The sequence below is a fragment of the Pseudomonas sp. PAGU 2196 genome, from assembly GCF_022179005.1.
GTDB lineage: Bacteria > Pseudomonadota > Gammaproteobacteria > Pseudomonadales > Pseudomonadaceae > Aquipseudomonas > Aquipseudomonas kermanshahensis.
The window spans coordinates 21,900-42,836 of sequence record NZ_BNTL01000008.1; the positions used below are offsets into that span (position 1 = coordinate 21,900).

A 20,937-nucleotide genomic window follows, 5' to 3' on the forward strand; every position below is an offset into this window, starting at 1 on the left:
TTAAGCGCGTTAGTCGAGGGTGTCAGAAATTTTGTGTTCGGGCATAACATGAGTAAGAGGTGCATGTATGCCAACCAAAAAGAAACCGGTTCGAGAGTTACCGAAGGTTCCGAAAGAGCTGCTTGAGCAGTTTTCCGCCGCCCCGCTGATGACCGCAGAAGCCATCGAAGAAGCCTCTGCTGCCTTCAAGAAGGCATTGATTGAGCGAGCTCTGAACGCAGAGCTGGGTCATCACCTGGGCTATCCTCCGGGCGCGCAGCGCCCGGAGGATGAAACCAACCAGCGCAACGGCAAAAGCGGCAAGACCGTGCTGACAGGCGATGGTCCGCTACGCCTGGATATCCCTCGGGACCGGGACGGCAGCTTCTCGCCCATCCTGATCCCCAAGCATGAGCGCCGTTACACCGGCTTCGACGACAAGATCATCGCCATGTACGCCCGTGGAATGACGGTCAGAGAGATCCGGGCATTCCTGTCTGAGCAATACGGCACGGACGTTTCACCCGACTTCATCAGCTCTGTGACAGACGAGGTCATGGACGAAATTGGCGCGTGGCAACAGCGGCCACTGGAGCCGATGTACCCGGTCATTTTCTTTGATGCGCTGCGGGTGAAGATTCGCGAAGAAGGCCTGGTGCGCAACAAGGCCATTTACTTGGCTTTGGGCGTTCTACCCGACGGGACGCGCGACATCCTAGGCATCTGGATCGAGAACACTGAGGGTGCGAAGTTCTGGATGAAGGTGTTCAACGATCTCAAAACACGTGGCGTCGAGGACGTGCTGATTGCCGTGACCGATGGCCTTAAAGGCATGCCAGAAGCCCTCAGTGCCGTGTTTCCAGAGACAACGTTGCAGACGTGCATCGTGCATCTGATCCGCAACAGCCTGGACTATGCGGCCTGGGACAAACGGCGCGCACTGGCCAAGGAGTTAAAACCGATTTACCAAGCCATTAATGCCGAAGCGGCTGAGCAAGCCCTTGATGAGTTTGAGAGCGGGCCGTGGGGTGAGAAATATCCAACGGTGGTGGCTGCCTGGAGACGCGCCTGGGATCGCGTGATTCCATTCTTTGTCTTCCCGCCCGCCATCCGGAAGGTGATCTATACCACCAACGCTATCGAGAGCATCAACGCCCAGCTACGCAAGGTCATCAAGACTCGAGGGCATTTCCCGAATGATGACGCAGCGACAAAACTGATTTGGCTGGGATTGCGCAACATAACAGCCAATTGGGGAAAACCGGCCCATGATTGGAAAAGCGCGATGAATCAATTTGCGATTCTGTACGGAGATCGGTTTATCAGGCCCGCCTGGTGAAAATCAGGGCCTGCCTGGCGGCAGGCCATTACCGGCCCGAACACAAAAATACTGACAGTCCCCGTTAGTCAGACCCGCAATTGCGGGTCTTTCTCTTTTTTATCACCCTCAGCTTTCCCCGCCGGAAGCGGCTCCATGCTGGCCTCATCCACCGCTACCTTACCCCCCCGCGTCTTGACCAACGACACCACCACCCCACCCAGCAACAACCCAAACGTCACCCCCAACGACAGCAACGCTGGCACCTTGCCGACCATCCCGTGGTAGAAGATCTTGCAACCAATGAAGATCAACACCAACGCCAGCGCGTACTTGAGGTAGATAAACCGGTGCATCAACGCCGACAAGGCGAAGTACAGCGAGCGCAAGCCGAGGATGGCAAAGATGTTCGAGGTATAGACAATGAACGGGTCCTGGGTAATGGCGAAGATCGCCGGCACGCTGTCGACCGCAAACACCAGGTCGGCCAGTTCGATCAGTACCAGGGCCAGAAACAGCGGGGTGGCATACCGCAGCGCCTTGCTTTGCCCTGGCGGTGTCTGGCGCACGAAGAAGTGCGAGCCGTGGATCTGGTCGGTAACCCGCATGTGCCGGCGCACGAATTTCAAGATTGGGTTGTTGGCCAGGTCCGGATGGCTGTCCTCCTTCGACAGCGCCATCTTCACCCCGGTGAACAGCAGGAAGGCGCCGAAGATGTACAGTACCCATTCGAAGTTCTGCACCAGTGTCGCACCCACGCCGATCATGATCGCCCGCAGGAACACCACGCCCAGGATGCCCCAGAACAGCACGCGGTGCTGATAGCGGCGGGGGATGGCGAAGAAGCCGAAGATCATCGCCATGACGAACACGTTGTCCATCGACAGCGACTGCTCGACCAGGAACCCCGTGTAGAACTCCAGCGCCGACTGCGCGCCCAGCTCATACCAGACCCAGGCGCCGAACAGCACGCCGACACTGAAATAGCCCGAGTACAGCAGCAGGCTTTCGCGCATTTCGATCTCGCGGTCCTGGCGGTGCAGCACGCCCAGGTCGAGTACCAGCAAACCGATGACGATGGCGATGAACACCAGCCACAACCACGTGCTGGTACCGAGAAACGGAGTGGTGAGGAATGTCTGCAGAGCCGTCATGAGCCCCTCCTTGATTGTCGACGTTGCAAGGCAACAGTGATCCGACATGGCGGCTTGGCAGCCGTCAGAGGGGCCCGGTATCACATGGGCTTGAGCCTAGTCCCGTTTACCGAGGATGCCGAATGCAGACCTGTTACATTTCTTTGCCTGGCACCCGGCGGGTTACGCCTTAATACACCCACACTTCTACCCGCCGATTGCGCAAGCGGCCTTGCTCCTGGTCGTTCCCTGCCACGGGCAGTTCGTCGCCCATGCCGGTCACTTCCAGCACGTCCACGCCATCGCGTGCCAGCTCGCGACGAACCGCCAACGCCCGCAAGCGCGAAAGCAGCGCCGCGCGCCCGGGTGTCTCCTTGGGGTCACCAAAGCCCACCAGCACCGCCTTGCTCTGCAACTTGCCGGCCTGGCGCAGGTACTCGGCTACCCGCTGCACATCGCGCAATGCTTTGTTGTCGAGGCTGGCGCTGCCCTCCTGAAAGCGAAAATTCACGCTCAACCGCTGCGCTTGCTGGGCCAGTGTGCGGTAGCGTGGCGGCATGTCGGCCTGTGGGGGTACCGGTTGGGCCTTGACCTGCTGCGAAACGAAACCCAATTGGGCGACGATGGCCTGGCCGGCTGGGCTCTGGGCAAAGTCGGCCAGAGCCTTGGCCTGAGGTTTGGGGTTGGCTGGCAGGTAGAAATACAGGCGCCGCGACAGCGGGTAGTCCTCGCTGGCCACCAGCGAGCGCTGCGGCAGCATGGCCGGTGCATCGCCCTGGGCGACGGCCAGCACCTTGGCCCCGTGTACTGCCGCCAGGCTGCTGAAACCGATGGCCTGGCGGTCGGCGGTGACGCGCTCGGCCAGCATGTCGCTGGATTCAAAGCGCTGAGCCTTGGCAGACAGCTCGCCTTGATTAGGGTCGAGCACCAGTGCCTTGAAGGTTTCGAAGGTGCCGGAACGGTCGTCGCGGGCATAAAGGTGAATCTTCCCACCCGCAATGCCCACCTGGTCCCAGCGCTGGATCTGCCCGGAGAAGATCTGCGCCAGTTGCAGCGTGGTCAGTTGCGGCAGTGGGTTGTCGGGGTGGACGATCACCGCCACGCCATCGAGGCCGATGACCTGTTCGGCGCTGGCCGCACGCAGGTCACCCAGGGCATGCAGTTGCTCAACTTCTGTATCGTTGATCGGCCGCGAGGCGGCAGCCAAGTCGGCCTCGCCCCGGCCCAACGCTGCAAAGCCGGTGCTGGAACCATGCGCGGCGATGTCGATACGCAGCGGTTGCCCGCGAACGTCGCGGGCGGTGATGACGGTTTCGTTGGTATGTGTGCCGGGGGCCTGTTCAATCGCCGTTGCACCTTGAGCCCGCAATTGCCCTTGCACCAAAGCCGGCAGCAGGGCCGCGCCGATGGTGTTGGAGCCCTGCACGCGCAAAAGCGCAAAATCGGCCAGGGCCGACAGCGGAAGCAGGGCAAGAAGAATGAGCAGCAGGCGGGGCATGCCGGGCAACCTATGGCACAGAGTTGCCCGGCAGATTACGACGGTGGCGTGATAGAAATATGACAGGCAGTCGGGAGGGCGTTAATCCTGTGGGAGCTGGCTTGCCCGCGAAGAGGCCGGTACAAGCACCACAAGACAGTTGCTCCCACAGGTTGCTGCTAAATCAGTGTGCGCCTGCCGACTTGCTCAGGTCACTCTCCGCCCACTCGGTATAGATGCAGGCATCGGCCACGGCCCAGCGCACGTTCACGCTATCCCCTGGCTGCATCGGCATGCCTGCCGCAGACAGCGCCTTCACGGTCATTTCGGTACCGCCGGCAGTGACTACATGGCACGTTTGGCTTTCACCCAGGAACAACACTTCGGCGACCTTGGCCCGCACCTCGTTCCAGCCCGCTGGCAGGGGTTGCGCGGCGGCCTGGGCAGCGGTCAGTGCCAGGGCTTTTTCCGGGCGTACCATGATCAGTGCCTGCTGCTCGGCAGCCAACCCGGAGGTCAGGCGAATGGCCACCGGCTGGCCTTCGAAACTGCCCGCGCCATTGCTACTGGCCTTGATCCGCAGGAAGTTGGAGTTGCCCAGGAACGAGGCGACGAACGCATTCGGCGGGTTCTGGTAAAGGTCATAACCACTGCCCAACCCAACGATCTTGCCATGGCTGAAGATGGCGATGCGCTGGGACAGGCGCATGGCCTCTTCCTGGTCGTGGGTGACGTAGACGATGGTGATGCCTAAGCGGCGGTGCAACTGGCGCAGTTCGTCCTGCAGGTCTTCACGCAGCTTTTTGTCCAGTGCGCCGAGCGGCTCGTCCATCAGCAGGATGCGGGGCTCATAAACCAGCGCACGGGCGATCGCCACCCGTTGCTGTTGGCCGCCCGACATTTGCGAGGGCTTGCGGTGAGCGAACTTTTCCAGCTGCACCAGCTTGAGCATGGCATCGACCCGCTTGTTGATCTCGGCGGCGCCGAGCTTGCGGATGGCCAGGGGGAAGGCGATGTTGTCGCGCACGTTCAGGTGCGGGAACAGCGAATAACGCTGGAACACCATGCCGATATCACGCTTGTGCGGCGGTACGTTCACCAGCGACTGGCCTTCGACCAGAATCTCGCCGCTGCTGGGGGTTTCGAAACCGGCCAGCATCGACAGGGTGGTGGACTTGCCCGAACCGCTGGAGCCGAGGAAGGTGAGGAACTCGCCGTCCTGGATTTCGAGGTTCAGGTTGTCCACGGCGGTGAAGTCGCCGTAATGCTTGTTCAGGCCGCGCAGGCTGACCAGGGTCTTGTTGTGCGCGTTGTCTTTGATCACTGCACTCATTGTTGTTTTCTCCGGGCGCTCAGGCGTTGACTTCGGTGCGCCGGCGCAAAGCGGCGGCAATGACCATCACAAGCAGGGACAGGCCGATCAGCAGCGTCGAGGCGACGGCGATCACCGGGCTCAGGTCCTGGCGCAGGGTGGTCCACATCTTCACGGGCAGGGTCTGCAGGTCGGGGCTGGCCATCATCACGCTGAGCACCACTTCATCCCACGAGACGAGGAAGGCGAACAGGCCGCCGGCGATCATGCCCGGGCGAATGGCCGGGAAGGTCACCTTGAAGATCGCCTGCAGGCGCGAGGCGCCGCAGATGACCGCGGCATCTTCGATCGACTGGTCGAACAGCTTCAGCGAGTTGATGATCGAGATAATGGTGAAGGGCAGGGCGACGATCACGTGGCTGACCACGAACGCGAACAGCGTGCCGGTGTAGCCCAGTTTGAGAAACAGCGCATACACCGCGACGGCGATGATCACCAGCGGCACGATCATCGGCATGGTGAACAGGCCGTAGAGCATCTCACGGCCGGGGAAGCGGCCGCGCACCAGGGCAAACGCCGTCGGCAGGCCCAGCAGTACCGCGGCAACAGTGGTCAGCACGGCGACCTTGAGGCTGGCCAGGGCGGCATCCATCCACTCTGGGTTGGAGAAGAACTGGCCGTACCACTTGAAGGTCCAGCCCGGCGGTGGGAACACCAGCCACTGCGAAGAGCCGAACGACAGCAGCACGATGAACACCACCGGCAGCAGCAGGAAGGCCGCGATGACCCCGGTGGTCAGGTACAGGCCCGTACGCAGCGGGCGGCCCATGGCATTGGGTGACAGGAGCATGGCGGATTACCTCGCGTTGCCGACCGGGGATTCCGGCTGCAGCTTCAGGTACAGGTAGAAGAGCACCAGGGTGATCACCACCAGCAGTGCGGCGGCGGCGCTGGCCAGGCCCCAGTTGAGGAACGACTGCACCTGTTGAATGATGAATTCGGGCAGCATCATGTTCTGCGCACCACCGAGCAGGGCCGGCGTAACGTAGTAACCGAGCGACATGACGAACACCATCAACGCCCCCGAGAACAGCCCCGAGCGGCACAGCGGCAGGAACACCTTCCAGAAATTGGTCCACGGGCTGGCCCCGCAAATCGACCCGGCTTGCAGCACCATCGGGTCGATGGCGTGCATGGTCGCCTGCAGCGGCAGCACGATGAACGGGATCATGATGTAGCTCATGCCGATCACCACGCCGGTGAGGTTGTGCACCATCTCCAGCGGGGTATCGATGATGCCCATGGCCATCAACGCCTTGTTGATCACACCCGAGCTTTGCAGCAGCACCAGCCACGAGTAGGTGCGCGCCAGCAGGCTGGTCCACATCGACAGCAGCACGATGTTCAGCAACCAGCGGCCCCAGCCGTTGGGTACCAGGGTGATCGCCCAGGCCAGCGGGAAGCCCAGCAGCACGCTGATCAGGGTCACCACACCGGCCACCGAGAAGGTGTTGAACAGCACCCGCGCATAAGCCGAGTTGGCGAACAATTGCTCGTAGTTACCCAGGCCTGGCACTGGCTCCAGCACGCCGCGCAGCAACAGGCCGATCAGCGGGGCGAAGAAGAACAGGCCAAGGAACAGCAGGGCAGGCAACAGGTTGCGGCTGCCTTTCCAGCGCTGGCCCAGGCTCACACGGCGGGGGGCCGTTCCCGGGGCGCCGGCGCCCGTGGGGGCACCTTGCGCGTTGTGCAGGGCGTTGATGGCGACTTTCATTTGACCAACCACTCATTCCAGCGTGCGGCGATGGCCTGGCCGTTTTTCGCCCAGTAGGCAAAGTCCAGTGTCACCTGGTCCTGGGCGTAGGCGGTCGGCAGATTAGGCGCCAGGTCGGCTTTGAGCTTGGGCACGCTGTCCAGGTTGACCGGCGCGTAAGCGGTCAGGTTGGCGAACTCGGCTTGGCCTTCGGGGCTGCTGGCGTTGGCCAGGAACTTCATGGCCGCGTCCTTGTTCTTGGCGCCCTTGGGGATGACCAGGAAGTCGGCCATGACCAGGTTCTGCTTCCAGCTCACGCCCACCGGTGCACCGTCTTGCTGCAAGGCATACACGCGGCCGTTCCAGAACTGGCCGAGCGAGGCTTCACCAGAGGCCAGCAGTTGCTGCGACTGCGCGCCGCCACCCCACCAGACGATATCTTTCTTGATGGTGTCGAGCTTTTTGAAAGCGCGGTCCAGGTCCAGCGGGTAGAGCTTGTCGGCGGGCACGCCGTCGGCCAGCAGCGCCAGTTCCAGCACGCCAGGGCTCGGCCATTTGTACAGGGCGCGCTTGCCGGGGTAGGTCTTGGTGTCGAACAACGAGGTCCAGTCTACCGGCTTGTTGGCACCCAGCTTGCCTTCGTTGTAGCCGAGCACGAACGAGAAGAAGAACGAGCCGACGCCATGGTCGGACACGAAGCGCGGGTCGATGCGGTCTTTTTTGACGGTGTTGAAATCCAGCGGCTCGAGCAGGCCTTCACTGGCGGCGCGCAGGGCGAAGTCGGCTTCGACGTCGACCACGTCCCACTGCACGTTGCCGCTTTCGACCATGGCCTTGAGCTTGCCGTAGTCGGTAGGGCCGTCTTGGACGACTTTGATGTTGGTCGCTTTGGAGAAGGGTACGGCCCATGCTTCTTTCTGGGCGTCCTGGGTGGTACCGCCCCAACTGACGAAGTTCAGGCTGTCAGCGGCCTGCGTGGCCTGACACGCCAGGGTCAGCAGGCTGGCGGACAGCACTGCGGTTACACGTTTGCTCAACAGCATGGTTACGCCCTCGTTGCTTTTGTTATTCGAGGCGGGGCTTTTTGGTGCGCCCGCCAACAGTATTCGGGGAGCAGCTAAAACAAAGTGTCGGTGGCCGATTGTGAGTGTAGGTGCCGGCCTGCACATTCAAGGTCTACGGGATATCATATTATGGTATTCCAAACTTTTGGCAAGAGGCGGAGGCGACCGGCCATCACTCCAACCTTTCCAACCATCGCCTCCACGTGCTGTAGGAGCAGCCTTGTGCTGTGAAGAGGCCGGTGCAAACAGGACCTTTCTCTGGGTAAGTACCGGCCTCTTCGCAGCACAAGGCTGCTCCTACACGGCGTGGGCGCTACGGCAGCGGTGTCAGCCAGCCATCTCTGGCTCGAACGGTATGCTCTGCACCACCTCCAACTCATACCCTGCCAACCCCGCATACTTGAGCGGCGGGCCAAGGTGGCGCAGCTTGCCTACGCCCAGGTCCTGCAAAATCTGTGCACCGGTGCCGACTTCCGAATACACCTTCGACTGCCCGCGCTGGTAAGGCCGCACCGGCTGGGTCAGCTGCGGAACGCGTTCGAGCAACGCCTGCGAAGATTCATGGTTGGCCAGGATCACCACCACGCCGGTGCCTTCTTCGGCGACCTTCTGCAGCGCCGCCCACAGCGTCCAGTTGGCCGGGCCGGCGTATTCGGCGCCGACCAGGTCGCGCAGCGGGTCGATCACATGCACGCGCACCAGGGTCGGTTGCTCGCGGCGGATGTCGCCCATGACCATGGCCATGTGCACCCCACCTTCGATGCGGTCTTCATAGGTGACCAGGCGGAAGGTGCCGTGCACGGTGGGCAATTCGCGCTCGCCGATGCGCTTGATGGTCTGCTCGGTGCTCAGGCGGTAGTGGATCAAATCGGCAATGGTTCCGATCTTGATGCCGTGCCTGGCGGCAAACACTTCCAGGTCCGGGCGGCGCGCCATGGTGCCGTCGTCATTGAGCACTTCGACGATCACCGAGGCGGCTGTGAAACCGGCCAGGCGCGCCAGGTCGCAGCCCGCTTCGGTGTGGCCGGCGCGGGTCAGCACGCCGCCTTCGCGGGCGCGCAGGGGGAAGATATGCCCAGGCTGCACCAGGTCTTCCGGGCGCGCGTTCGGCGCCATGGCCGCTGCCACGGTGCGCGCACGATCGGCAGCGGAAATACCGGTAGTGACGCCAGTGGCGGCCTCGATCGACACGGTGAAGGCGGTGCTGAACACGCTGCCGTTGGCCGGTACCATCTGCTCCAGGCCCAGGCGCTGGCAATGATCGTCGGTCAGCGTCAGGCAGATCAGGCCACGCGCTTCGCGGGCCATGAAGTTGATGGCCTGGGCGTCACAGCGTTCGGCGGCGATCAGCAGGTCGCCTTCGTTTTCCCGGTCCTCATCGTCCACCAGCAGGACCATCTTGCCTTGCCGGTAGTCCTCGAGAAGTTCTTCGATGCTGTTGAAAGCCATACTGCACGCTCGCTGTGGTGGGGTGATTTTTATGGTATACCATCATACACAAATACTTTTGCAACAGGAGAGCAGCGGATGAAAGCGTATTGGATCGCCCACGTGGATGTGACCGACCCCGAGCAATACCAGCAATACACCCAGCGCGCGCCTGCTGCCTTTGCCGCGTTCGGTGGACGGTTTCTGGCGCGGGGCGGGCGAAGCGAGGCGATGGAAGGGCGGCCGACGCCGCAGCGCAGCGTGGTGATCGAGTTCGACTCGTACGAGCAGGCGGTGGCCTGTTATCGGTCCGCGCTTTATCAGGAGGCCTGCAGCCACCGCCAAGGCGTGGCGAAGGCTGAAGTGATCATCGTCGAAGGGTTCGAGCCCTGAGGTGGTCAGGGCCGGCATCGGTTTACGGCATGCCTGGCAACTCATGAGGGCGCAAGTCGAACACCAGGACTTCTGCATCCTGGCCATTGGCAAGTTGCAGCAACTGCTCCTGGCGCACCCGAACGCCATCGCCCTCTCGTTGTAAGTGGGTTTCGGAAGAACAGGTAGCAATGGCACGCGCAACCACAAAGACGCGATCGCGCGGGCCTTTGTGTCTGGATTTATTGAAGGTGCACCTTCAGCTCCCCAGCCGCCTGGCGCATCGCCGCTTTCACTTCAGGCACCTGGCTCAGTGGGTTCAGCAACCCATAGTCATGAATCATCCCGTTGTACCGCACCGCAGTCACCGTCACCCCCGCCGCATCCAGCTTGCGTGCATAGGCCTCGCCCTCATCACGCAACACATCGAACTCTGCGGTCTGCACCAGCGCTGGCGGCAGGCCTTTGAGCTGATCGCTGCTGGCGCGCAGCGGCGAGGCGTAGATTTGCTCACGTGCCTTGGCGTCAGTGGTGTAGCTATTCCAGAACCACTTCATCATGCCGGTCGTGAGGAAGTGCCCCTCAGCGAACTGCTTGTAAGAGCCGGTTTCGAAGCTGGCATCGGTCACCGGCCACAGCAGCAACTGGAAGCGCAGCTTAGGCGTACCGGCCTCCTTGGCCTTGAGCGCGACCACTGCGGCCATGTTGCCGCCGACGCTGTTGCCGGCCACGGCCAGGCGCTTGCCATCCACGCCGATCGCTTTGCCATGCTCGGCCACCCAGCGGGTGGCGGCATAAGCCTGGTTGATGGCAGTGGGGTAGTGCGCTTCAGGTGAAGGCGTGTAGTCCACGTACACCGCTACCGCGCCGGAACCGACCACCAGGTCGCGAATCAGCCGCTGGTGAGTTGGGAAATCGCCCAGTACCCAGCCGCCGCCGTGGAAGAACATGAACACCGGCAACTCACCCTTCACATTGGCCGGGCGGACAACCTGCAGCGTGATCGCCTCGCCGTTGGCCTGGATCGTGTGTGCTTTGACTTCGATGCCGGACAGGTCAACCTTGACCGACGATTGAGCACCGGTCAGCACTGCACGGGCGTCCTTCGGCGCGAGCTGTTCCAGGGGCTTGCCGCCACCCTTTTCCAGGGCTTCGAGGAAGGCCTGGGTGTGCTGCTCGACGCCTGGGCTGCCTGCTGCGAACGCAGTGGAAACGGAGAGGGCAAGGAGGCTAGTAGTGAGTGCCTTGTGGACAATGTTCATGTGCGAATCCTTTTCTATGCAAGTGTTTGAGAGGGGCGAATTGCCTGGCATTAAGGGCCATCGCAGTGACTTGCGAGTAGATTAAGGAGATGCCTTCGTGGGAAAAAGCGGCTATAAAGCGTTTGACTGTCACTAGGAACGAGACAATGAACCCTTACGAAGACATGCGGATCTTCGCCCAGGTCATGGAAGCCGGTAGCTTCACCGCTGCGGCGGACCGTCTGGGCATGTCCAAGCAATCGGTCAGCCGGCGCCTGATGCAACTTGAAGAACGCCTGGGCGTGCGCCTGCTCAACCGCTCGACACGGCGCCTGGATGCCACTCCGCTGGGGCAGCACTATTACCAGTCGGCGTTGCGCTTGCTGGGCGAAGTGCAGCAGGTAGAGCACGACATCAGTGGCCAGGCCCAGGCCCTGCGTGGCACCTTGCGCCTGAGTGCGCCGCTGTCGTTCGCCATGGCCCACCTGGGGTGCCTGCTGACCGAATTTCTGCAGTTGCACCCGCAGGTGGATGTAGAAGTGGACCTCAGCGACCGGGCCGTGGACCTGATCGGCGAAGGCTATGACCTGGCCTTGCGCATTGGCGCGCTGGAGGACTCCAGCCTCATCGCGCGGCGTATTGCCGGTGTTGAACGGGTGTACTGCGCAAGCCCGGCCTATCTTGAGGCGCAGGGGGTGCCCGCATTCCCCGAGCAGTTGGCCGGGCATGACTGCCTGCCTTATGGGCATTCACGGCAGGTGCAGTGGCAGTTCAAACAGGGCGGCAAGACGCAGGCAATTGCGGTGGCGGGGCGGATGCGCGCCAACAATGGCGAAATGCTCAGGGATGCGGCGATAGCGGGGATGGGCGTGACGTACCTGCCCACGTTCATCGTTGGCCAGGCACTGACGGATGGCCGCTTGGTGACGTTGCTGGAAGACTGGACGCCGCCGGCGTTGCAGTTGTCGGCGGTGTATCCGCAGCATCGCCAGGTGGCGCGGGCGGTGCAAACCTTTGTCGGGTTCTTGCGGGAGCGGCTGGCGCAGTTGTGACGGGGCCGGCGCGTTCGCCGCTGGTGGGCAGAAGTGCAATTCGGCTAGCATGAGGCTCTGCCAAGCAACCCGCGCGCGACTGCGCAAGGCTTGATCCCTTCCTTCTGATCCGAACCTCTGCATGACTGCCTTCTACCTCAAACTACTCATGACACCCACCCTCATGCTGGCCATCTCGCTGGCGGGCAAACGTTGGGGTACGCAAATTGGCGGGCTGCTGTCGGGGCTGCCTGTCACCTCGGCGCTGGTGATGCTGTTTCTCAGCCTTGAACAGGGCGAGGTGTTCGCGTCGCAGGCCGTACCTGGTGCATTGGCGGGGGTGGCCGCCGTGCAAGCGACCTGTTTGTTCTACTACTGGGTGACCCAGCGCGTCAGTGCGTTTGTCGGCTGCAGCGTAGCGCTGCTGTTCTTCGCTGTGGCCGCCTTGGCGACCAGCCACCTGGGCTGGGTGGCGCTGTCTGTCGTTGCCACGCTGTTACTGGTCGTCGCCATCGTCGTCGCTACCTCGCAACCTGCCCAGGCCCATTCAGCGCGTTACGTGCCGATGCCGCGCTGGGTCATCCCGATGCGCATGATGACCGCCACCTTGTTGCTGTTGGTGATCACGGCCAGTGCAACGATGCTCGGGCCGGTGGTCAGTGGGATGCTGGCGCCGGTCCCGGTAATCGCCTGGCCGCTTGCAGTATTTGCCCACGTCCAGGGCGGGCGCCACGAGTTGGGCGCGATCGTGCGTGGCAATGCCATTGGCGCGGTGGGCGTGGTGGGCTTCTACCTGGCTCTGCAAAGTACGCTATTGCAGTGGGGCGCAGTCCTGTCGATTTCGCTTGCGGTGTTGCTGGCCGTGGTTGTGACGTTCGTCTTGGCGAAGCTGTTGCAGCCACGCTAGAGCGTGCTGCAAGGCGCCTAGGCGCCAGGCGCACTGGGTTCGACAGGGGTGTACCAAGGCGCCTTGGCGTCGAGGTAAATGTGCTTTTGGCTGTGTGGCGTGAAGGGCGTGTCCAGTGTGGCCAGGGCCACCGATACCCAGTCGCTGAATTCACCCTCGGCGCGTGACCAGAACAGGTTCGAGCCACAGCGTGCGCAGAATTCGCGTTGTACCGAAGGCGAGGAGTGATAGGTGCTGATCGTGTCTGCGCCGGTCAGTACCTTGAGTGCGTTGCGGGGTACGCTGGCATAGCTTGCAAACGCCGCCCCGTGGCCTTTGCGGCACTGGCTGCAATGGCAATGGGTGAGCGCTTTGGGGGCTGTCAGCAACTGGTAGCTGACAGCGGCGCAAAGGCAGCTGCCTTGATAAGTGTGCGGCATGGGGGTAGTCCGTGGGCGGTGGGCACGTGGGCCGCCACGCAGCCCTTTCGATCAGTTCTGCCAGGGCGGCGCAGCGGTCGAGTGTGGCAGCCGTGCGCTCAGGGGGTGCCGTTTCTGCCATGCAGGCAAAATGCCCGGCGCTTGCTCAAGCGTTCGTAATACGCCCTGACGGCTGGCAAATGAGGATGCTCGAAAGGCGTCTCGAACCACCGGTTGACCGAAAGGCCGATGGGGATGTCAGCCAGGGTGAACATGTCGCCGGCCACATACGCACCGGTTGCGGCGAGTTGCCGATCGAGAATCTGCATGTAGCGAGACCATTCGGCACGGCCGGCGGCCAGCGCCTGCGGGTCCTGATGGGCGGGTGAATGCCTGACCAGCGACATGAAGGTGTAGCTCCAGGACCTGTTGAGGTCCGAAGCCTGCCAGTCGATCCATTGATCGATACCTGCCCGTGCTTTTGCCTCGGTCGGGTACACCGAGGCGTGGCCATAGCGCGTCGCCAGGTAACGGATGATGGAGTTGGATTCCCACAGGGTGAAGTCGCCATCCTGGATGACCGGGATCATGGCGTTGGGGTTAAGTGCCAAGAATTCGGGGGTGTCGGTGGCGGTGAAGCCCGCGCCCCAGTCTTCCCGTTCGAAGGGGATATCAAACTCGGCACAGGCCCAGAGGACTTTACGCACGTTGATCGAAGACGCTCTGCCCAATATCCGTAACATGGTATTCGTCCTTGCTTGTGGAAGGCTGATCGTCCTTCACGGCATGACCTCGGTCAAGGATTAACCGTGGACGGTGGGCAGGGTTTTTCGTTCGTAAAAAATAATGCTGCAAGGCTGTCCCTTTTTTTCAGGCCGCCTGTCATTAGCGGTAGTAGAGAATAAAGGGAGCCTGTTTCAATGCCTGTCGTATTGCCTTGCCGCCCGCGTGCGGCGTCACTTCGTTCGCGTCCGTTGATGTACCTGGGGTTTGCCATCAGCCTGAGTGCCAACCTGTTGTCTTCGTCCGCCTGGGCCGACGACCTCGCGCGGCGTACTTACACCGTGCCCGCCGGCACCCTGGGCGCCGCGCTGACCCGTTTCGCTCACCTCGCCGGGGTCAGCCTTTCACTCGACCCGGCGCTGGTCACTGGCCGGCAGAGCAGGGGGTTGTCAGGCAGTTACAGCGTTGACGAGGGGTTCATGCAGCTGCTTCAAGGCAGCGGTCTGCAGCTGCAACCAGTGGGTAATGGGGCGTTTACCCTGGTGCCGGTGGCGCAAGCGTCGGATGCGCTGGAGATCGCCCCGACCAGCATCGTCGGTGGCCATGTGGGTGCCAGCGACGCGCCACCTTATGCCGGTGGCCAGGTCGCCCGCCAAGGGTCGCAAGGCCTGCTTGGCTCACGCGACTTCATGGACACCCCGTTCAGCATGACCACCTATACCAGCGACCTGGTGAAGAACCAGCAGGCACGTACCCTGGGTGACCTGATCGCCAGCGACCCCTCGGTGCGTGCGACCAACCCGGCAGGTGGGCGCTTCGAGCAGTTCACCATCCGCGGGTTCAGCTTGTTCAACAGCGATGTTTCCTACAATGGCCTGTTCGGCATCTTGCCGACCTACTCAATCGACATGGAGATGGCCGACCGGGTCGACATCATCAAGGGGCCGAGCCAGTTGCTCAATGGTATTTCGCCGCGTGGTAGCGTGGGCGGCGGTATCAATGTGGTGCCAAAGCGGGCAGGTGATACGCCCATTACCGAGTTCACCGGCAGTTATGCCTCGGGCAGCCAGGCCGGCGGTGCGGTGGATGTCGGCCGCCGTTTTGGCGAGGGCGGGCAGTTCGGTATCCGCTTCAACGGCGTCAAGCAGGCCGGCGACACCGAGTGGGAACATCAGCGTGTCGAACGTGACATGGCGGTGCTGGGCCTGGATTTTCGTGGCGAGCGACTGCGCCTTTCGACCGACATCGGCCACACCGAGCGTGATACCGATGCCCCCCAGGAGCGTGTGCTGGTTGGTGCCAACGCCAAGGTGCCGAGCGCCAATGATGTACACCACAACTACGCACAGGCCTGGAGCAAGGCGCGCACTGATGACACCTTCGGTGCTGTGAATGCCGAGTACGACATCAGCGACTCGCTGATGGCTTATGGCGCAGTCGGCGCGCGCAAGAGCAACCATGACTTCTTGCGCCACAACGTTTCGATCATCAACGATGCCGGGGACTTTACTGTTCAGCCGCGCGATTTCACCCGCGATGAAAGCGTGCGTACCGCCACGGCCGGTGTGCGCAACTGGTTCCATACCGGGCCGGTCAGCCACGAATTGAACCTGGCCGCCACGTACTTCTACATGGACTTCACCAACGGCGGCGCGCGCTATGCCTCCGCGCCCAGCAACCTCTACAACCCGGTGACCACGCCGACACCCGGCACCCCGACCCGGCTCGACCCCAAGGTTTACACCGAGAACCGGTTCAGCGGCGTCGCCCTGGCCGATACCCTTGGCTTTTTCGATGACCGCCTGCTGCTGACCTTGGGCGCCCGCTGGCAGCGGGTGCAGGTTGATGACTGGAGCGACGGCGTCAAAGGCGACACGGCCTACGACGAAGAAAAGGTTTCGCCATCGGCGGGCGTTCTGCTGAAGGTCAGCGAGCAGCTGTCGCTGTACGCGAACTACATGGAAGGTTTGAGCCAAGGCAAGATCGCGCCGTCGACGTCGGTCAACGAAGACCAGATCTTCCCGCCCTTCACCAGCCGGCAGGTGGAAGTCGGGGCGAAGTATGACCTGGGTAAGGTCGGCTTCACCGCCAGCGTGTTTCGCATACGCCAGCCCGCCTACGAAACCAATGCCACCACGCGGGTGTTTGGGCCCAATGGCAAGCGCGACAACCGAGGTGTGGAACTCAGTGTGTTTGGCGAGCCGCTGGAGGGCGTCCGCCTGCTGGGCGGGGTGATGTACATCGACAGCGAACTGACCGATACCGTCGGCGGCGCCTTCGACGGCAACCGCGCACCGGCAACGCCCGAGTACAACGTCAATGTGGGGGCCGAATGGGATGTGCCGAGGGTAAACGGGCTGACCTTGACCGCACGGGGCATTCACTCGAGTTCGCAGTACCTGGACCAGAACAACAGCAAGCAGATCGACGGCTGGGAGCGTTTCGACTTGGGTGCCCGTTATGCCTTCAAGGTAGACGAGACCCAGGTCACGCTGCGGGCCAGTGTCGAGAACGTGCTGGACGACCGCTACTGGGCGTCGGCAGGGGCATCGGACGACAGTGAGCCAGGGCTGACGCTGTCTACCCCAAGGACCTACCTACTGTCGGCGACGCTGGGCTTCTGAGCCCAGGGTCAGAACTTCAACCTGTCGATGCTGAGGGTGGCTATGCTCTGCTATCAGGGTACCGGTGTGGTCGCTTTCGCCTCCCAGGGCGTTGAATGCTTGCCTGGGCGCCACGAAATTGGCACCCTTGGGCGCCTTGAACCGTCAGTATCACGACAGAAGGAAGTTTGCGTTGAGCTGGGACAAAGTCGGCAAAGTCCTCGTAGCCCTGCTGATTGGCCTGATGGTCATGGTAGTGGCCTATGTGGTGATCAAAGGCAGCCCTCGCCTGGAGGCCTCCCTGACCTACGCCTACCTCACTTACCCAAGCCAGTTCAGCGAACGCATCACCAAGGCCAGCGAGCAACTTAAGTACGAGCAGTTGCAGGGCCGTATCAACACCATCAGCGAAGGGCAGTTGCACCAGGACCAGATCGACAGGTTGATCGAACTGGCCCAGGCGCCTTACGCCCAGTTGTTCGCCAAACCGTTCGAGGCGGGGCTGGTCGACCACCGCACCGGTCTGCTCATCGACCTGCGCAACACCGGTAATGCGCCGGTTCGCCTGGTGAAGATTCGCCTTCCGGCCAAGGGCCTGGTGCAGGTGCGCGATGCGGCTGGCAACGACACCATTGTTGAAGCCGCCACGCCCCTGGTCGAAATACCCTCCATCGAACCGGGTGGGGCGTGCAAGGTGTGGGTGTACTTCGATGCCGACTACTCGCAGATCCGCCAGGGCGGCGTCAGCATCCGTCATGCCGACGGCGTGGCCGATGTGCAGGTGTACCGCGAGTTCACCGGCTTCCCCGCGCAAGTGGCGCGCTACAGCCGCGAATTGATGGTGCTGCTGGCGGTGTTGGGGTTCAGCGTGCTGGGGTTGGCGTATGCCTGCCTGTCACGCCGACGCGTGCCAGTGTTGCCGTCCTGAACCTGTCGATTTTCACTGTAGGAGCAGCCTTGCGCTGCGAAGAGGCCCGTAGCACCAGCGAAGATTCACAGTGTTGTCGCGGGCCTCTTCGCAGCACAAGGCTGCTCCTACACAACCGCTATTCGGTATTTGGTTGTGATATTCAGTAACGATCTACCGAGTGCTGAATTGCTGTGTCTCCTATTGTTCGTAACGACAAGGATCGTTAAACGAGGGGCACACCATGGATTGGGCCAAAGCAAAACTACTACGGCGGGGACGGTTTTCGGAGCCCGGCAGGCTATACCTGCTCACCACTGTCACTCACCAGCGCAGGCCGCTGTTTGCAAACCTGCGTGCTGCGCGCCTGGTCATCGGGCAAATGCGCCATTCGGAACGAGAAGATGCCTGCCATTCACTTGCCTGGGTGGTGATGCCTGACCACTTACATTGGCTGATTGAGCTTCACACCGACACACTGTGCAGCCTGATGCGGCAGTTCAAGTCGCGTTCTGGCACTGCACTATGCAAAGCAGGGGTAAGTCGCGGCCAAGTCTGGCAACGTGGTTATCAAGACCGTGCCGTACGCAAGGACGATGACGTGCGCAAGATAGCCAGGTACATCGTTGCAAACCCATTGCGTGCGGGTTTGGTTGAACACATAGGTGACTATCCCCATTGGGACGCAGTGTGGCTCACTGCGGACGTGACCAACCCACTTAACTCACTGTAGGAGCAGCCTCGTGCTGCGAAGAGGCCCGTAGCACCACCGAAGATTCCCGGTATTGTCGTTGGCCTCTTCGCAGCGCAAGGCTGCTCCTACACGCTCGTGCTTAGCTGCATTCTTCGTGCAGCGCCAGGCTCTGGCGCTGCTGCTCCAGCAGGGCGGTGCGCAGTGATGCGGGGGCTAGGACACGAATCGACCCTGCCTGGGACAGTAACCAGCCCATCAGTGCACGGCTGTCGTCGACGGTAGCGGCCAGCGCGGCGCCGCCGTCTTGCTGAGGTGCTAACTGCATGTCTGTGGACAGTGGCTGCTGTTCCAGGCGCCGTGCGAGCGCGTCATCGACCCACGCGCGTAGCCCGATCTGGCGAACCGGTGCGAGGGCATCCGGTTGCAGTTGCTGCGCCTCGTCCAGGCTCAGCCCAGGTTGCCAGTACCAGCCATAAGGCATGCCTTTACTGTTGCAGTGCAGCGGAAACAACGCCGACAGTTCCACCAGGTCGCGCTCCACGGTGCGCTTGCTGGTGGTGTGGCCCACCTTCGCCAGTGCTGCCTGCAACTGCGTAGAGCTCATGCCTGGGTGGCGCCCCGGCAGCAGCTTGAGCAGCTGCCATTGGCGGGCGATGGTGTGGCGGGTAGGGTGGCTGGGCAAAGGAGGCTCGTCCGTGAATGCCAGGCACTGGGTGCGCCCGGATGGTGGCATTTGGCTATCCTGCAAGCATACCCTGCCCGGGGATGGGATCCAAACTTTTACGGGGCCGTCCCTTGCCATGCTTCTTAAATTTGACCAAAATATCGGTCTTAATTGAGGGCTGATAGCATGCAGAATATTTTCGCTGACGTAGCGGTAAGCGTTTCAGAGCTAAAAAAGAACCCAACTGCAGTAATGTCTGGCGCCGCAGGCATGCCCATTGCCGTACTGAATCACAATCGTGTGATGGGTTACATGGTGCCGGCCGAACTGTATGAAGCCATGATGGAAAAACTGGAAGACATCGAGCTAAGCGAGCTGGCCAAGTCCCGTCTTGGTGAGCAAGGTATACCGGTGTCTTTGGATGACTTATAAGCTTGAGCTCGTCCCTTCAGCGTTCAAGGAGTGGGGCAAACTGGGCCATACGTTGCGTGAGCAGATCAAGAAGAAGCTCGGCGAACGTTTGCAGGCACCGAGGGTGCAGGCCGATGCTCTGCGGGAGCTGCCTAATCACTACAATATAAAGTTCAAGGCTTCAGGCTACCGCCTCGTCTACCGGGTCGAAGATGAGCGGGTCGTTGTTGTGGTAGTTTCAGTGGGCAAGCGTGAACGCAGCGCGGTTTATCAGTCAGCCAAATAGCGCTAGAGGGGCGTTCACAAGCAGCGTTTTTGCGATGTTGCGATGAACTCCCCCTCACTGTGTCCTACGATTCTTTGTTATCCCCGCACTGTTGCAGGGCCTCGATAAATACTCGCTCGGCCCGGCTCAGCCGTTGCTCCCTGTTCCACAGCAGGTGGATATCCACATCCGCAATCCCCTCCTGCGGTGGCAGCTTCCATAACAACCCCGCCGCCACATCCGCCGCCACCACGTGTTCCGGCAGGCAGCCGATGCCAAAGCCCGCGATCACCAGCCGGCGTACCTCTTCAAGGCTGGGCGAGGACGCCACGATCCGCCCGGAGAACCCTTGTTGGTCCCGGAAGATGGTCAGCGGCGAGAGCATCCCGCCGATCTGGTCGCTGGTGAAACTGACGAAGTTCTCACGCTGCAGGTCGCCCTCCAGCTGGCCGAACAAGGCATGGTGCTTGCCGCAGAAAAACGCATAGCGCTGGCGCAGGAACAGCCGCTGCTCCAAACGCGGTTGCGGCCGTCGATTGAGGCTCAAGCCCGCCGTGGCAGTCTTCTCCTGCAAGGCGGCGACAATGTCGGAGCTGCGCATCACTTCAATTTCCAGCTCTACCCGTGGGTGCTGGCGGTGAAAATGGGCAAGAAAATCGTCGAACTGCTCGCTTTCGATGCGGCTGATCATCAGCAAGCGCACCTTGCCCACCAGTTCGTCCGCCGGTTGTTCCAGTAGGCCGCCGATCTGCGACATTTGCCCATACACCTCGCCGGCCAGCACAAACAGCTGCTCGCCCATTTCAGTCAGCACAAAGCGTGGCCCACGGCGGGCGATGAGTTGCCGGCCGAGCTGATCTTCGAGGCGTTTGAGCGCCTGGCTCACCGCCGGCTGGGTAAGGTGCAGGCGGGCGGCCGCGCGGCTGATGGACAGCTCCTGGCCGATGACCCGGAAAGTGCGCAGCAGGTTCCAGTCGAGGCGGTCGTTGAGCAGGCGGTCGGACATGGTCGGGCTCTATAATAAGCAGGGCTAATAGTGCAAATAATAAATAGAAAATTGGCTAATCATAGCCCTGGGACGATGAATCGCCTGCCTTGATGCTTCCCTCGCACCATAGAATCTCCTACGTTTGTCTCGGGCCAGTGAGGCCTGTGGCATTTGCGCGCGACCGCCTTGTTTGTTCGAAAGGTATTGAGGTGGGTGCCAAAAGGGGCCGCGCGCCCATACCTCAGGATTAATTGGCCCGAAACAGATGT

At 61.7% G+C, this 20,937-nt stretch carries 21 protein-coding genes and 1 pseudogene; 9 read left to right on the top strand and 13 right to left on the bottom strand.

Translation table 11 applies throughout. The features are described 5' to 3' along the window. The first annotated feature begins 67 nt into the window (after window positions 1-67). Complete coding sequence (locus tag MFF34_RS07570; protein ID WP_238211952.1) at window positions 68-1,318, top strand: IS256 family transposase; 1,251 nt, start codon at window positions 68-70, stop codon at window positions 1,316-1,318. A 68-nt stretch (window positions 1,319-1,386) separates the two neighbouring features. On the opposite strand, the gene MFF34_RS07575 is transcribed toward MFF34_RS07570, so the two are convergent. The 7 genes from MFF34_RS07575 to ribBA all read right to left on the bottom strand — a co-directional run bounded on the left by MFF34_RS07575 (window position 1,387) and on the right by ribBA (window position 9,485). Then, a complete protein-coding gene (locus MFF34_RS07575) occupies window positions 1,387-2,451 on the bottom strand; it encodes a TerC family protein (protein ID WP_238211961.1) in 1,065 nt (354 codons plus the stop codon). A 169-nt stretch (window positions 2,452-2,620) separates the two neighbouring features. Then, window positions 2,621-3,928, bottom strand: coding sequence for a substrate-binding domain-containing protein (locus MFF34_RS07580; RefSeq protein ID WP_238211964.1), 1,308 nt, complete (start codon window positions 3,926-3,928; stop codon window positions 2,621-2,623). Between the two features lie 163 nt (window positions 3,929-4,091). Further along, on the bottom strand, window positions 4,092-5,240 hold the full coding sequence (locus MFF34_RS07585) for an ABC transporter ATP-binding protein (protein WP_238211966.1): 1,149 nt from the start codon (window positions 5,238-5,240) through the stop codon (window positions 4,092-4,094). A gap of 19 nt (window positions 5,241-5,259) precedes the next feature. Beyond that, window positions 5,260-6,069 (bottom strand): ABC transporter permease, encoded by an 810-nt coding sequence (locus MFF34_RS07590; RefSeq protein ID WP_027593811.1) that lies wholly within the window; start codon window positions 6,067-6,069, stop codon window positions 5,260-5,262. Between the two features lie 6 nt (window positions 6,070-6,075). Beyond that, window positions 6,076-6,993: an ABC transporter permease gene (locus MFF34_RS07595; RefSeq protein ID WP_033694105.1), complete on the bottom strand. Its 918-nt coding sequence runs from the start codon at window positions 6,991-6,993 to the stop codon at window positions 6,076-6,078. Beyond that, window positions 6,990-8,015: a polyamine ABC transporter substrate-binding protein gene (locus MFF34_RS07600; protein ID WP_099429850.1), complete on the bottom strand. Its 1,026-nt coding sequence runs from the start codon at window positions 8,013-8,015 to the stop codon at window positions 6,990-6,992. The genes MFF34_RS07595 and MFF34_RS07600 overlap by 4 nt, the downstream gene beginning before the upstream one ends. A gap of 348 nt (window positions 8,016-8,363) precedes the next feature. Then, window positions 8,364-9,485: a bifunctional 3,4-dihydroxy-2-butanone-4-phosphate synthase/GTP cyclohydrolase II gene (gene ribBA, locus MFF34_RS07605; protein ID WP_099429849.1), complete on the bottom strand. Its 1,122-nt coding sequence runs from the start codon at window positions 9,483-9,485 to the stop codon at window positions 8,364-8,366. 78 nt (window positions 9,486-9,563) lie between these two features. Between ribBA and MFF34_RS07610 the strand changes: the two genes are divergently transcribed. Continuing rightward, the gene (locus MFF34_RS07610; protein ID WP_099429848.1) at window positions 9,564-9,857 is read left to right on the top strand and encodes a DUF1330 domain-containing protein; all 294 of its coding nucleotides are present in this window, start codon (window positions 9,564-9,566) and stop codon (window positions 9,855-9,857) included. A gap of 22 nt (window positions 9,858-9,879) precedes the next feature. Here MFF34_RS07610 and MFF34_RS07615 read toward each other — a convergent pair. Together MFF34_RS07615 and MFF34_RS07620 are read right to left on the bottom strand one after the other, a co-directional pair. Next, window positions 9,880-9,996 (bottom strand): annotated as a pseudogene (locus MFF34_RS07615) (quercetin 2,3-dioxygenase); the annotation flags it as partial. A gap of 82 nt (window positions 9,997-10,078) precedes the next feature. Next, on the bottom strand, window positions 10,079-11,098 hold the full coding sequence (locus MFF34_RS07620; RefSeq protein WP_238211968.1) for an alpha/beta hydrolase: 1,020 nt from the start codon (window positions 11,096-11,098) through the stop codon (window positions 10,079-10,081). Window positions 11,099-11,244: 146 nt separating this feature from the next. Between MFF34_RS07620 and MFF34_RS07625 the strand changes: the two genes are divergently transcribed. Together MFF34_RS07625 and MFF34_RS07630 are read left to right on the top strand one after the other, a co-directional pair. Next, the gene (locus tag MFF34_RS07625; RefSeq protein WP_186703333.1) at window positions 11,245-12,129 is read left to right on the top strand and encodes a LysR family transcriptional regulator; all 885 of its coding nucleotides are present in this window, start codon (window positions 11,245-11,247) and stop codon (window positions 12,127-12,129) included. A gap of 121 nt (window positions 12,130-12,250) precedes the next feature. After that, the gene (locus tag MFF34_RS07630) at window positions 12,251-13,015 is read left to right on the top strand and encodes a hypothetical protein (protein ID WP_238211970.1); all 765 of its coding nucleotides are present in this window, start codon (window positions 12,251-12,253) and stop codon (window positions 13,013-13,015) included. Between the two features lie 17 nt (window positions 13,016-13,032). Here MFF34_RS07630 and MFF34_RS07635 read toward each other — a convergent pair whose 3' ends face one another. Next, entirely contained in the window at window positions 13,033-13,434 is a 402-nt protein-coding gene (locus MFF34_RS07635; protein ID WP_238211972.1) for a GFA family protein, read from the bottom strand. A gap of 98 nt (window positions 13,435-13,532) precedes the next feature. Further along, entirely contained in the window at window positions 13,533-14,156 is a 624-nt protein-coding gene (locus MFF34_RS07640; RefSeq protein WP_186703331.1) for a glutathione S-transferase family protein, read from the bottom strand. Window positions 14,157-14,333: 177 nt separating this feature from the next. On the opposite strand from MFF34_RS07640, the gene MFF34_RS07645 reads away from it, so the two are divergent. From MFF34_RS07645 to MFF34_RS07655, 3 genes are all read left to right on the top strand, one after another. Further along, window positions 14,334-16,760 carry a TonB-dependent receptor gene (locus MFF34_RS07645; protein WP_238211973.1) on the top strand — a complete coding sequence of 809 codons (2,427 nt, stop codon included), beginning with the start codon at window positions 14,334-14,336 and terminating at the stop codon, window positions 16,758-16,760. A gap of 172 nt (window positions 16,761-16,932) precedes the next feature. Next, window positions 16,933-17,667, top strand: coding sequence for a hypothetical protein (locus MFF34_RS07650; protein WP_238211975.1), 735 nt, complete (start codon window positions 16,933-16,935; stop codon window positions 17,665-17,667). 223 nt (window positions 17,668-17,890) lie between these two features. Continuing rightward, a complete protein-coding gene (locus tag MFF34_RS07655) occupies window positions 17,891-18,379 on the top strand; it encodes a transposase (RefSeq protein WP_238211978.1) in 489 nt (162 codons plus the stop codon). Window positions 18,380-18,479: 100 nt separating this feature from the next. On the opposite strand, the gene MFF34_RS07660 is transcribed toward MFF34_RS07655, so the two are convergent. Next, window positions 18,480-19,022 carry a WYL domain-containing protein gene (locus MFF34_RS07660; protein WP_085273290.1) on the bottom strand — a complete coding sequence of 181 codons (543 nt, stop codon included), beginning with the start codon at window positions 19,020-19,022 and terminating at the stop codon, window positions 18,480-18,482. Window positions 19,023-19,190: 168 nt separating this feature from the next. Here MFF34_RS07660 and MFF34_RS07665 point away from each other — a divergent pair, with 168 nt between their 5' ends. Further along, window positions 19,191-19,436 (top strand): type II toxin-antitoxin system Phd/YefM family antitoxin, encoded by a 246-nt coding sequence (locus tag MFF34_RS07665; RefSeq protein ID WP_027593796.1) that lies wholly within the window; start codon window positions 19,191-19,193, stop codon window positions 19,434-19,436. Then, window positions 19,426-19,701, top strand: a complete 276-nt coding sequence (locus tag MFF34_RS07670; RefSeq protein WP_238211980.1) for a type II toxin-antitoxin system RelE/ParE family toxin — start codon at window positions 19,426-19,428, stop codon at window positions 19,699-19,701. Before MFF34_RS07665 ends, MFF34_RS07670 begins: the two co-directional genes overlap by 11 nt. A gap of 64 nt (window positions 19,702-19,765) precedes the next feature. Here the strand turns inward: MFF34_RS07670 and MFF34_RS07675 are convergent, their stop codons facing one another. Continuing rightward, complete coding sequence (locus MFF34_RS07675; protein ID WP_238211990.1) at window positions 19,766-20,686, bottom strand: LysR family transcriptional regulator; 921 nt, start codon at window positions 20,684-20,686, stop codon at window positions 19,766-19,768. Window positions 20,687-20,937: the final 251 nt, after the last annotated feature.